Source organism: bacterium, from assembly GCA_021372535.1.
GTDB lineage: Bacteria > Latescibacterota > Latescibacteria > Latescibacterales > Latescibacteraceae > JAFGMP01.
On sequence record JAJFUH010000108.1, the window covers coordinates 1 to 13826 of the forward strand.

11 protein-coding genes are annotated in these 13826 nt (G+C 47.1%); 8 read left to right on the plus strand and 3 right to left on the minus strand.

Going from position 1 to position 13826, the window contains the following annotated elements; translation table 11 throughout:
• The 3 genes from LLG96_10065 to LLG96_10075 all read right to left on the minus strand — a co-directional run.
• The coding region (locus tag LLG96_10065) for an SAM-dependent methyltransferase (protein MCE5250549.1) at window positions 1-159 on the minus strand (159 nt) is incomplete at its 3' end.
• A gap of 144 nt (window positions 160-303) precedes the next feature.
• Complete coding sequence (locus LLG96_10070; protein ID MCE5250550.1) at window positions 304-711, minus strand: DUF3788 family protein; 408 nt, start codon at window positions 709-711, stop codon at window positions 304-306.
• A 421-nt stretch (window positions 712-1132) separates the two neighbouring features.
• Window positions 1133-1972 carry a prolyl oligopeptidase family serine peptidase gene (locus tag LLG96_10075; protein ID MCE5250551.1) on the minus strand — a complete coding sequence of 280 codons (840 nt, stop codon included), beginning with the start codon at window positions 1970-1972 and terminating at the stop codon, window positions 1133-1135.
• A 939-nt stretch (window positions 1973-2911) separates the two neighbouring features.
• Between LLG96_10075 and LLG96_10080 the strand changes: the two genes are divergently transcribed.
• From LLG96_10080 to LLG96_10115, 8 genes are all read left to right on the plus strand, one after another.
• A complete protein-coding gene (locus LLG96_10080) occupies window positions 2912-3679 on the plus strand; it encodes a DeoR/GlpR family DNA-binding transcription regulator (GenBank protein MCE5250552.1) in 768 nt (255 codons plus the stop codon).
• Window positions 3676-5058, plus strand: coding sequence for an aspartate aminotransferase family protein (locus LLG96_10085; GenBank protein ID MCE5250553.1), 1383 nt, complete (start codon window positions 3676-3678; stop codon window positions 5056-5058). The genes LLG96_10080 and LLG96_10085 overlap by 4 nt, the downstream gene beginning before the upstream one ends.
• Complete coding sequence (locus tag LLG96_10090) at window positions 5055-6212, plus strand: Gfo/Idh/MocA family oxidoreductase (GenBank protein MCE5250554.1); 1158 nt, start codon at window positions 5055-5057, stop codon at window positions 6210-6212. Before LLG96_10085 ends, LLG96_10090 begins: the two co-directional genes overlap by 4 nt.
• 33 nt (window positions 6213-6245) lie before the next feature.
• Window positions 6246-7787, plus strand: coding sequence for a hypothetical protein (locus LLG96_10095; GenBank protein ID MCE5250555.1), 1542 nt, complete (start codon window positions 6246-6248; stop codon window positions 7785-7787).
• A gap of 230 nt (window positions 7788-8017) precedes the next feature.
• Complete coding sequence (locus LLG96_10100) at window positions 8018-9571, plus strand: hypothetical protein (GenBank protein ID MCE5250556.1); 1554 nt, start codon at window positions 8018-8020, stop codon at window positions 9569-9571.
• A gap of 165 nt (window positions 9572-9736) precedes the next feature.
• On the plus strand, window positions 9737-11725 hold the full coding sequence (locus tag LLG96_10105) for a carbohydrate binding domain-containing protein (GenBank protein ID MCE5250557.1): 1989 nt from the start codon (window positions 9737-9739) through the stop codon (window positions 11723-11725).
• A 150-nt stretch (window positions 11726-11875) separates the two neighbouring features.
• A complete protein-coding gene (locus LLG96_10110) occupies window positions 11876-13459 on the plus strand; it encodes a sodium/solute symporter (GenBank protein ID MCE5250558.1) in 1584 nt (527 codons plus the stop codon).
• Window positions 13460-13580: 121 nt separating this feature from the next.
• A partial coding sequence (locus LLG96_10115) for a hypothetical protein (protein MCE5250559.1) occupies window positions 13581-13826 on the plus strand: 246 nt, incomplete at its 3' end.

The window sequence follows — 13826 nt, forward strand, 5'->3', positions numbered from 1 at the left end:
GGTGCACAGCATCTCCCCCGAACCGCTGCCGAGGTCGAGCACTCGGGTCCCCGTTTCCAGACGCAGCGCCGCGCCGAGAGTGGCGAGCTTTTCGGGTGTGAACGGGTTATGGATGCGGTGAGCACTTTCGGTGATGTTGAATATCCGTGGAATGTCCATTTCGGGAAATCTCCTTATGGGTGTGAATAGATTCGGTCACGGCCTAACGTCCAGAGCTCAGGCACGCGGGGCTGATGACGTAGTCCGCGCTTACGGAACTGGATGCGCCATCCCGCGTTGCCTGCAGCGATTTGTCAGGCTTTTTCATTTGGGCGTGATCTTTATCTCCACCAACTTCTTGATCGTTGAAATGTCACCCGGTGAGTTCACCGAAAAACGAATCCCTCGACCTTCGACATACGGTCTCGCTTCCGAAAACATCTTCTTAATCGCAGCGGGAAGCGAACTGGCCATAGCAAGGCTGTAGGCACGCTCACCAAGAACAATCGCCACACAAATCTTCTCCTGCTCGGGTATCAGATAAAGCAGAGTTCTCTTCTTGTACTGAAGCAGGCACATGCGACCAAACTCGGTTTTGGAGGGCTTCCACTCGGTATTGAGTGGTGAAACCATGTCTTCGACAACATGGACAATGCCAGACCATAAAGAGTCGGCAGAACCGAGAACTGCCTTCAATTCGGCGTCAGTCGGAGATTTAACATTTGTGGACATAAGAGACCTAACAAGTAATTCTGTAGTTTTCTGCAAAATATCATTTTTTTTTATTGAATAGCAAGGGGGAATATACTATCCCCCAAAAGCTAACTATATAACACCCTGAATAAGAGTAATATAAGAGAGTTGGATATCATCCGATACTTGACATACCCTCACAATTAAAACGAATATGCCCGATTGTTGAAGCAACGTAATTTTCCACCAAATTGCTACAATCAATGCCTGAGATGGCTTTGTTTCAATTTTGATTTTCATCAAATATCATCATGGTCCTGCCGGAATACAAGTATCAGTTAGCGTTGCTCCATCAGTTCAGGGAGTATGAGCAGGCAGTTCAGGTGATACCTTGAGGCAGGTGGGTGAAGATAATATCCTGATGCCACAAATAACGGCCGGAGTATGCCGTTTCGTTGATTTATTGGTTGGAGGGATATTTTGCGGTTTTTGGCCGGGCATTTTCCAGCATGAATTCCAGGATGGCTTTGGCATCCTTATATTGCGTGGAGTGTTCCATTTCCTCCCGGTAAATGAGCATGACTTTACCGCCGTTTGCTTTAAGCGCCTGCGCCAGCCTCAGAACGCTCTCCGGCGGCACCACGGTATCTTTGCCGGACACTGTTAAACCGACCGGCATCGTCAGTTTTGACGGCCAGAACTCAGCGCTGCGCTTTTTATATTCGAGAGGAATGTCTGTTTTGTATCCTCCAAATGACTCCTGGATGGCATCCTGAAAGTTCTCATACTCCAAAAAGTTGGCCATGCCGTTCATCGAGGCCACGCCGTCAATCAATTCAGGATGCAGCACAACAAAAGTTAAACTCGATGCCCCACCCATTGATGCGCCGCACAGGAACACCCGCGAGACACAATAGGTCTGTTTCAGCTCCGTGATAATCTGCACGACATCGGTTTCGGCTTTCGGCCCCATCCAGGACGTTGAGGCCCTATAGTCCGGTGAAACGTAGAGCATCTCATATTCGGCCGCGAAGTCGCGCGCCGCGCGGCATTCATCACGCCCATCCCTGATGAACTGCCAGCGATCCGAACCGTGTCCATGAAGCGCGATCAGAACATCGTGTGGTGTAGTCGATGTGAATGCCTGCGGGAACAGCAGAACATACTTCTGTTCGGTGTCATCGCATTGAGCTTTGAAGGAAACGTCCTGGATTGTGGCCTGGTCCGGTATGCCACAGAAAATTCGACTCGCCCAAAGAAGGAAAACCATTGTCACTGCTATCCCAAATGTTTTCTTCATCCTGGGTCCTCTCCCGTTCGTCCAGTGAAGAAATCAGCCTGAGCGGAGCGATCGTTTGGATTAATTTTGTTATGCTCAATTCCTCAAACGCTTTAAATTCCCGGTTAAAGCTCTGTGCATGAATCAGGATAAGTTTAACCGGTTTCCCGTTCACATGCATCTTCAACGGTTCCGTGATACTTCCTTCTTCACCCCTGCTCAGGAAACTCAGCTAAGGAACGACGTAATATAAGCAGAGAGGTGTAATACAACACCGTATCCACTTTATACTTACTATCACGGGCAAGAAATATAATACCGAACAGGAGAAAAGCAAGTGGGTGTTTATAGACGGAAACTATCTAAGGGCATCTGGTATTTTGCTCAGGGCAGTGCAAGGTGCAGAAATACTTCCGTAAGACAATTTTTCTGACAAAAGCGGATTGCCAGAAAACGGAGCGCGAATATCTCCGGAAACTTGATACTGAGATTTAAAAACCTCGATGCGACCTTGCCGTCTTCCAGATGATAACGGTCCGGCTTCTATCCGTATTTCAGATCACGGACAAGGCGAGAACCGGGGCCGCGGGACCAGGCGCATTCCTGATATCGGTTTCCATATTTCTTGTCGGCAGTTCGCTATACCTTTGCATCCGGCCCTGCCATAATACCGGCAGCAAACGTACCCGCTGCAAGAGCTTGATACATGGACATGGATTTCGACATCAGTTTTCCTTCATGGTATAAGTGTTTGCTTTCAGAATGTTTTAGACACTCTGGATTGAAGACTATGGTAAATAAAATGTATAAGGTTGAGGTGAATGTCAGTGCAGTGTAATATCTCGGTAAAATTTTTTTGTTGAGCTATCAAAATATGATTGAAAATTCTATCAAGATGATTATATTTATCACAAATCATGAACACAGTAATCATTAAATGGAAGAGACCACAATAACAAAATGAATCCCAAAGACCGTCAGGGCAAAATCATTTCCTATCTTCAGGCAATGCAGAGAGAATTCACAGTCGAAGAACTGTCCGAAAAGCTTCATGTATCCCCTCTGACCATACGGCGGGACCTTGACATTCTCGGGTCTGAAAAGGCAATAGTAAGGACATATGGAGGCTGCATTTCTGCCGGCATGACAGCGATCGAGAATGATTATTATAAAAAAGTCGCGAAGAATTATGAATTGAAACAGGCGATAGGCAAAGCCGCCGCCAGAATCGTTTCTCCGGGTGATGTCATACTCATCAACGACGGTTCGACGACCTATCATCTCGCATCCCATCTTGGCGGTTTGGAAAACTTGACCGTTTTCACCAACTCCATACAGATGATCTCCGCTCTTGCGAGATACAAAAACATCAATCTCTATGTTCTGGGGGGCAAATATATCAGTGGCCTCAATCATCTTTCGGGAAGCCTGACAGAACAGATTCTTGAAAAAATGAGCTTCGACAGCGTATATATGGGAGTGGATGCGATAGACCCCGGGGGCGGATGTTTTTCAAATACTGCTGAAGACGCGAGGCTTGCCCAGATAATGTTCAGGACGGGGAGAAAAAAAATCCTTCTTGCCGACAGGACAAAATTCGGCGTGGCGAGCTTCTTTCAGTTTGCCGCGCTCGAAGATTTCGATCTCTTAATTACAAACAGGGTCGAAAATAAAGGTTTAATAAAGGAATTGAAAAAAATGATTACGATACAGGAGGTCATGCTTTGAGTTATTCAATCGGTTGGGCAAAAGTCGATCTGAAAAAATTACCAAGGATAGTTACCGATGAACTGCCGGGGCCGAAATCTCAGGCACTCCATGCGAGAGCTGCCAGATATATGAAAGGATTTTCGGGGCAGGTCAAGCTTTTTCCGGTTGTTTTCGAGAGCGGTTACGGTTGTACGCTTACCGATGTGGACGGCAACACGTATCTCGATTTCTCATCGGGCATTTATGTTACCACTCTCGGGCACTGCCATCCGAAAGTCACCGAGGCGGTTCGGAAAGCCGCAGGACAGCTCATGAACTGCCATGATTTTACCACTCCGATAAAAGTAAAGCTCCTCGAGAAAATGAACGAAATTCTTCCCGGTGATTTATCCGGAATCCAGCTCTACGACAGCGGTACCACAGCAGTCGAGGCAGGCATAAGAGTCTGCAGGGCGGCAAGCGGAAAGCATGAGTTCCTTTCGTGCTTTGGGGATTTCCACGGTAAATCGGGATATGCAGTGAATCTCGCCAGGATGAACCCGATGAACGGAGCCACCCGCGCAGCAGGATTTTACATGGTTCCGCGCCCCAATCCCTATCGTCCGCTGTTTAAAAAACCGGACGGCTCCATTGATACCGATGCTTATCTGAAATTCTTCGACGAATTCATTTTCGAAGGAACGACAGGCCGTATTGCAGCCATAGTCCTTGAACCCATTCAGGGATGGGCGGGTTCGGTCTTTCCACCGGACGATTTTTTCCCAAAACTCAGGAAATGGTGCAACGACCGTAAAATCCTTCTGTTTGCCGATGAGGTTCTCACCTCGATGGGCAGAACGGGGAAATACCTTGCCATGGAGCACTGGAACACTCTTCCCGATGTGGTTACCATCGGCAAAGGATTCGGGAACGGATTCCCGGTGACCGCAATGATAGTCAGAAAGGAGTATTCGGAATCTATCGAAAAAATCAGCGCATCCACAAGCTACGGCGGTAATCCCATGGCATGCGCAGCTGCTCTTGCATCGATCGAAGCTATCGAGGAGGATGGGCTTCTGGAAAACTCCCTGCGTCTTGAGGAATACTTCATTAAAAGACTTGGAGAGATGAAGGCATCCCATGCGATCATCGGGGATGTACGGTGCCGTGGCTGCCTCATGGGTATCGAACTTGTGAAAGACAGGGAAACAAAAGAGCCGTTTAACGAAGCCGGAGTTTTTGTCTACAAGAGCGCTTTCAGAAAAGGGCTTGCATGGATTCCCGCCGGACACATTCTCAGGATGAGCCCTCCGATTGTAATGGATGTTGACTGCGCTGCCAAGTGCATGGACATAATCGAAGAGGCTATCGGAGAGGCGGAAAAACATTTCGGATATATGCAAGGGCAGATTACATGAAAACGATACGTTTCGGCGTCATAGGTCTCGGTCTCATGGGGAGGGAATTCGCAAGCGCTGCGTCACGGTGGTGTCATCTTACCGATATGGAAATCAAGCCCGAGATTATTTCTCTGTGCGACCGCACTGTCAGCGAGTCGGTGACCGGCTGGTTCACCTCGAACTTTCCCTCGGTACGACAGGTCACGGACGATTACAACGAGGTTCTCGGGAATCCTGACATTGAAGCTGTATATATTGCGGTTCCCCATCACTTGCACGAAGAGATATACACGGCTGCCATAGAGTCCGGCAAACATTTTCTCGGCGAAAAACCTTTTGGTATAGACAAGAAGGCAAACGATACCATTATTGATATGCTTGAAAAGCATCCCGGAGTTTTCGCACGCTGCTCCTCGGAATTCCCGTTTTTCCCGGCTGTTCAGAAGATTGGGGAGATGATTGAAAATAAAGCGTTCGGGACGATTATCGAGGTTGAATCGGGATTTCTTCACTCAACCGACCTCGATCCCGACAAACCCATAAACTGGAAGCGCATGATCGAATTCAACGGGCTTTATGGGTGTATGGGCGATCTCGGAATGCATGCCTGCCATGTCCCTTTCCGGGCCGGATGGACTCCCATAAATGTCAGAGTCATACTTTCGGATATTGTGAAAGAAAGGCCGGACGGACGAGGCGGAGTTGCCCCCTGCAGGACATGGGATAATGCAACGCTTTTCTGCGAAACAGCCGACAACGAAAGTGGTGACACGTTCCCCTGGACAATTAAAACCTATCGTATAGCTCCCGGCGAAAAAAATACATGGTACATCAGAATTCTCGGAACGAAAGCATCCGCAGGTTTCACGACAAAAGCCCCAAAACTTCTCAGATATCTCGATTATTCCGCGGGCGAGCAGGCATGGACCGATATTGAAACGGGGTATGAGTCGGCTTTTAAAACCATCACGGGTAGTATATTCGAATTTGGATTCACGGACTCCATTCTTCAGATGTGGGCGGCATTTCTTTATGAGCTCGATAACGGGAAGCCGAAGAAGAGGTTCGCAGGTTGCGTAACCCCGGAGGAAACCGCTCTTTCCCACTCACTTTTCACGGCAGCAATCGAATCGCAGGAAACAGGGGAAACAATATCTCTTTCTCGTAAATAGAACGTAATTCATTATTCATTCCGGAGATCGAAAATGAACAACGTCAGAATGTTTTTGATTTTATGTGCCGGCATGTTTGTTGTGTTTGGTTCCGCAAGCTTTTCCGCAGCAGCCGAAGAGGCACAGATTTATATCGGATGGTCCTGTAAAGACATAACGCCCGATAAACCCGTATCGCTCTACGGCCAGTACTACAAACGTATCTCACAATACGTACAGAGTCCTCTGAAAGTGACTGCTCTTGCCCTCGAAACCAGGGCTGAAAACGGGGGGAAAGAACAAGCTGTCATGGTGTCATGTGATGTTATTGATATACACAAAGAAATTCAGGATATGGTGCGGGAAAAAGTACGCTCGAAAATACCCGATTTCGATATCAACAAGCTTTTTCTGAATGCTACCCATACTCACAGCGCGCCTCCCACTGTCCTGAACACCGATAATGATGTTGAGGAAGGAAAAGGAATGACCGCTGCGGAATTTCAGGTTCTTTTCCTGGAACGTGCCGCCGAAGCTGTCATTGAGGCATGGAACGGGCGCAAGCAAGGTGGAATCAGTTGGGGGCTTGGTCAGGCAGTCGTCGGACATTGCCGAAGAGTTCAATTTTCGAACGGAAAAACAGAGATGTACGGGTCTACGGCCAGGGAGGATTTCATCGGTCTGGAAGGCCCCAGTGATTCCGGTGTGGAAATGCTGTTTTGCTGGGATATGGAGAAAAAACTCACCGGTATTGTTCTCAATGTATCGTGCCCGTCACAGGTAACGGAGGCAAAGTATTACGTTTCATCCGATTACTGGAGCGAAGTAAGAAAAAAACTCAAAGAAAAGTATTCCGGGGATTTGTTTGTTTTAACCCAGTGCGGTTATGCCGGCGATCAGTCTCCGCGTGATCTGGTGCGTAATTATCGCGGAGAACCCAATATGTGGGATGTTCCGGGAATTGTTGAAATTGGAAATAGAATTTCTCATGCGGTAGATACTGTTTATCCTTCCGCTAAAAACACTATCAAAACAAAAGTGGCTTTCGGGCACACGGTAAAAGAAATCAAACTGCCCACGAGGAGATACAGCGCGGAGGAATACAAAAAATCGCTCGCGGTTGTTGAAGAAATCATGTCCCGCGAACCAAAAGACCCGAATTCTCCCGACACGGCATGGAACCGCTTTCTCAAAATAATAAAGGACAATGAAGTAACACAAAAGTTCGGGCCATGGGATAACAAGGAGACCGACTTCGGTATACTGAAAATAAACCAGGTGTTAGTCGAGAAATATAAAATCCAGGATAACAATCCCTACTTTTCAATGGAACTCCATGTCATCAGGCTTGGAGATGTGGTATTTGCCACAAGTCCATTTGAAACATATGTGGATTACGGTTTCAGAATTACCGGCCGGAGCAAGGCTGCACAGACATTTCTGATTCAGTTATGCGGCGATTCCGAGGGATATCTGCCAACAGCACGCGCTATTCCTGGAGGGGGCTATAGCGCTATGGTCAGTAATGTAGGGCCAGAAGGGGGTCAGGTGATGGTTGAAGAAACAATTAAAGCAATCAATGCATTATGGGAGTAATCCGTTTGAATTAAACATGGTGTTTGCATTGTGTTTATTGACATCTGAATCTGTGCCAGACCAATGCGCAGCAATAAACAACGAATTCGTATATGCTGCTCTTGGGGGTTGATACCGAGATATTTCGATTCAGGGATGGATTGGGATTATTTCTCAAGCCGTCCCTTGACTACCAAAATTCAGACATGTAAAGTTTTTCACCACGCCTCTAATTCGGAGAAGATTCCCGCATGAGAAAGACAAAAACAGCAACCTCGCAAACTGAGCTGTCGCAACTCAGATCAACACGACGTATCGTGCGGTGTTTCATGAGAATCGCAGTCAGTCTCTTACTCATCGCGCTGCCATGTGTTGCGAACGTACATGCAGCCGAATTGCACATTGGAACTGCTACAGCCGACATAACTCCGTCGCTGCCTGTGGCGCTGGACGGGCAGTTCAACATGCGCATCGCTCAAAAAGCGGCGACTCCCCTTACTGCCAACATCGTGGCGTTGGAATCACGCGAGGGCGACCGATCGCTTGATATGGCGATAATGGTTTCCTGCGATCTGGTCTGCATCCGCCCGAACGAACTGCTGGTAACACTCCGAAGCGAAGTACACAAAAAAATACCGAGGATAGATGAGAAGAAAATCTTCCTGAATGCAATCCACACTCACACAGCGCCGGTTTTAGATAACGGCTCGGAGCCTGCATTTAAATATCCGATTCCCAAACAAGGGGTTTTACAACCTAAAGAATATAATGCTTTCTTTATACAATGCGTAACCGAAGCGATTGTGAAAGCATGGAACAACCGTCGTCCCGGCAGTGTTTCATGGGGGCTCAGCCATGCCGTGATTGGTCACAACAGACGCGCTGTTTACGCTGACGGTTCGGCCCAGATGTATGGTAAAACCAATGTGCCGGAGTTTCGTAATCTGGAAGGCTACGAAGATCACGATGTCAACGTGCTCTTCTTCTGGAACCAGGACAGTAAGCTGATTGCGGTAAACATTGAAGTGCCCTGCACTGCACAGGAAGTTGAGAATGATACATCAGTGAATGCGGATTACTGGCATCCTGTGCGTATTGCATTGCGGAAGCGTTTTAATCCCGACCTGTGCGTACTGGGTTGGATCGGTGCCGCGGGTGATCAGTCGCCGCACTTGATGTACAATGCGGCTGCTGAAAAACGAATGATAAAACTCCGCAATCTAAATAATCTGGAAGAAATCGCCAGGCGTATAGACCTGGCTGTTGGAGAAGCTTACGAGACGGTCAAGGAAGATCGTTATACCGATGTGCAATTAATCCACAAGGTAGAAACCCTGACCTTACCGATGCGGCTGGTTACGGAAAAGGAATATGTGTCCTTAAAGGAAGAAAATGATAAAGCAGCGGCACAGATCGCTGCTGACCCGGCAGCGGTTGACCGGGTCGCAGCCCGAATGAGCTGGAACAAAGGTATAATCGACCGTTTCGAGAAACAAAAAACTGATCCGAACCCGACGATGGAGACGGAGATACATGTAATCCGCATTGGAGATGTGGTAATTTGTACGAATCAATTCGAGCTGTTCACCGATTATGGGATTCGTATTCAGGCGCGGAGCAAAGCATTGCAGACATTTATTATCCAGCTTGCGGGGTCCGGTACATACCTGCCAACGGAAAGAGCCGTAAAAGGCGGAGGTTACAGCGCAATCATTCAAAGTAATCTGGTGGGTCCCGAGGGTGGTCAGATATTAGTCGATCGCACGGTAGAATTGATTGACAGCCTGTGGCCCGGGACGAAATGATCATTTCCACTGAATCCATTAAAGCGTTGTGATAAATACAAGCTGTCAAGGGGCGGCACGAAGTGCCGATTTACATACCCTTGACAGCAACAAAACAACACATTTCGTCATAGGACTCGTGAAAAATATACTTTTACACAGCCCTCTTAAAGAGGATAATCAGCCATGGAAAAAAATACTGATGTGATCGGATTCCAGAATGCTTTTCGGTCAGTTATTGTGGTGATAACCATAATGTGTGCTGGAATATCCATGGTCCTGGCACAAACTGCCAATCCAGGCTGTACCGTTGACGTTTCGAAGCCGGGTGCCGTTGTCGCTCCTATTTGCAGAGGCCAGCAGATTGAGGAATTCAACCACCAGATTCAGGGCGGATTATATGCCCAGCTGATTAATAATCCTTCATTTGAAGAGTTGAATGATCCTGTATCTTATTGGACATTGGTAAAACACGGATCCTCGAACGGTATTTTATATGGTCAAACTTCCGGCGAAACAGGCATGCTGAACACCCGTCAGGATCATTGCATGAAACTTGAGGTCGTTTCTGTGTCTTCAGGAAGCGTCGGTATGGCAAATGGAGGTTACTGGGGAATAAAACTAGAGAACAATACTATATATAAAGTTTCATTCTGGGCAAGGAAAGGTTCGAATTTTGCCGGTTCTATAAAAGCGAAACTGGAAAGCAATGACGGCACCGTTTACGCGGAATCGGCCGATTTTACACCAGGTACTGACTGGCAGCATTTTACCTGCGATCTTATTACACGCGGTATTACACGAGTTACCGGAACCAACCGTTTTGTGCTCTATGCATCGACAACAGGCGATGTTTATTTTGATGTCATTACCGTAATGCCGCCGACATGGAAGAATCGCCCGAACGGTCTGCGGCCCGATCTGGCTGAAAAGTTAGATGCGTTAAAAATTAAATACATACAGTTTCCCGGTGGCTGTACCGCCGAATCTGCAAGTATGGATAAATGTTGGAACTGGAAAAATTCAATCGGTCCTCTTGAACAAAGACCGGGAGACACAAGAAACAGATGGGATTATAAAAACGACCTGTATTTCGGTTTGGATGAGTACTTCCAATTATGTGAAGATATGGGAGCCGAACCGGTTTATGTAACCTCAGCCGGAATCGATGAAACTCCCGCTTCCAAAAGGTGGTTCGCTCTTTGTCCGCTCGATAAAATGCAACCAATCATAGACGATATATTGGATTTACTGGAGTACTGCAACGGATCGGCTTCGACGACATGGGGAGCCAGACGCGCTGCGAACGGTCATCCGGCGCCATACAATCTCAAATACATTGAAATTGGCAATGAAAACGGGTGGGAAACAGAAAATGAGTATTCTCCACGATACTCCATGATCCATGATGCTATATTGGCTCATTATCCTGATATGAAAATTATGTATAATGGTTATCGTCAAAAAAATATACCTTCGCATACTCTGGGGAATTCTGTCGATTTTACCGATGAACATTTCTATTTGAAAGATCTGTCGATCTTATATAAGAAATATGATAGCATCGATCCGGCCTGCAAAAAAATATGTGTCGCCGAATATGCTTCCTCCGTCAAAGGGAATGGCGGGAATGTCATTGGTAATTTCGGAGATGCGCTTGGGGACGCCGTTTTCATGCTGGGATGCGAAAAAAATTCCGAAAGAATATGGTGGACAGGATATGGCAATTATGCCGGCCTCTTAGGCCATAGTAATTTTGGACCCTGTATTGTCTGGAATGATGCCGTCTCTAGCTTTGCCTCACCTTCGTACTACATGCAAAAAATGTTGTTCACGGATAATCAGGGAAGCCGTATTGTACCTTTTACTCAAAATACCGCCAATTGCTCCTGGTCTGCATCTATCGATACCGAACATGGTAAGAATGATATACTATTGAAAGTAGTAAACAATAAAAACACCTCCGAAACGGTAAACATAACTCTCAAAGGCGCCGATACTATTAATCCCGCTGGTCATGCCACTGTTTTGACCGGCGCTCCCGACGACGAAAATTCGATTGCGAATCCCACGAAAGTAGTTCCGAAAACGAGCACGTTTGCTGCCGGCAGCAGCTTCAATTATTCTTTCCCGGCCTATTCGGTTACCGTGCTTAGAGTATCGTGCAAACGCTGATTTACAGGAGTGGGATGGGCTTCCGTTATAACAGTATGTGTCGGGCAAACAAATCTTTCGGGCACGCAGTCTCATGATATTTTTTCAAAAGAATTCGCCGGTTTTACATGTGAAAGTTGAATCTGCATACGATTATTCGGGGGGAGTTTCATGGAGAATGTTGGATTATTGGATTCGATAATAATTATCTCCTACTTTGTCTTTGTAATATTCATCGGTTTTTTTTCGGGCAGGGGAAAAAAGGAATCCGCCCGCGACTACTTTATCACATCGGGGCAGCTCCCGTTCTATCTCATCGGATTCAGCATGCTCGCCTCCTCTGTCAGCACCGAGCAATTTATCGGATCATGCGGATTTACCTACAAGTGGGGAGTTCCGGTTTTCAACTGGGAATTGGCAAATTTCGTCTCCATGCTTATAATGCTCTGGATTTTCATACCCGTCTATCTGAATAAGCGCATCATAACTATTCCGCAGTATCTCGAAATGCGTTTCGGCAGCGGTCCCCGAAATATCTATGCCATATTAAGCATCATAGCACTTGTATTTATCATGCTCGCAGGTGTCGTCTATACCGGCGGTTTCCTGCTGGAACAGATTTTCGGGTTGAATAAATTCGTTGGTATCTGGCTGATGGTGATAGTAGCCGGAAGCTATACGATTTTCGGCGGTCTGATTTCTGTGGCATGGACACAGCTTTTCCAGGGAGGGCTCCTTCTTATCGGGGGTGTTTTTATTTCGGTAATTGGACTGATGCATGTTGATGGAGGATTCAGCGCAATTGTCGGTACAGGCGTACGCTCTCACCTGATCCAACCGTTCAGCCATCCGGAAATTCCCTGGACCGCTGTACTCGTCCTGACAATCCCTGTCAATATCTGGTACTGGTGCACGAGTCAGCCGATGATTCAGAGCTGTCTCGGCGCCAAGTCACGCTGGCATGGAATGATGGGGATTATTCTGACGGGGTTCCTCATTATCATATCCTCTATGGCAATCGAGTTTCCCGGTCTCATCGCATATGCTTTAAATCCGAACCTCGAAAAACCCGATATGGCGTATCCATTCGTGGTCAAAACGCTGTTATCGACCGGCCTGCGCGGCCTGGTTCTCGCCGGGTTGTGCGCTGCGGCAATGAGTACGATAGAAGCGCTCACCCATTCGGCGTCAACATTGTTCACACTTGAATTATATAACAAGATTAAAACCGACGTATCCGATGAGAAACTTATCTCGGTAGGCCGTACATGCAGCGCGATTGTCCTCATCCTCGGCGCCTTATGGGCTCCGATGGTCGGAAAATTCCCTACAATTTTCGAGTTCTTTCAAAAATGCTGGTTTTTCTTTGCCGGACCGGTTGCATCCGTTTTCATTCTGGCCGTGCTCTGGAAGAGAATGACGGCAAAGGCTGCATTCTGGACTCTTGCAATGTGCTTTCCTTTATTCATATTACCGTATGCAATACGAATCGGAGAAATGAAGTTCGGCTGGCAAATGAACGAGTTCAATCTTGCGGGTATCGTTTTCATCATTTCACTCGTATTTGCGATAATTGTCAGCCTGTTCACCGGGAAGTCCGACAGAAATCATGTGGAAGGATTGGTATGGGTTCCTTCCATGATGCGGCTTCCGGAAGAGGAAGTGGCCAACGGATATCCATGGTATAGAAATCTCTGGCTGTGGTGTGGAATATGGGTTGCGGTCATGACGGCAATATATATAAAATTCTGGTAGACCTTTGATGTCTCTATACCAGATTAAGTGAAATGTGTCAACGTGCAGAAATTTCCTGCTGTGACATGGTACCTGTTTAACTTTGAATAAAAAATCTCAGACAATAAAAACCGAGGAGATCATGAGAAAAATCAAAGCCGGGTTTGTCGGATTTGGGGAAATAAACACTCCAAGAGATATAATCGTAAGAAAATGCAATCAAGCGCGTGAGCTCATCGAAGCAGAGGGCATCGAGCTTGTCTGGACCGATCCGGTGAGCGATGATCCTGACGGTAATGATGTACAGAGAGCAAAAAAAGAGCTGGCCGCCCGGGATTTCGATGTGCTGATTATCTGTATTGCCGGGTGGATTCCCTCACATGCGGTT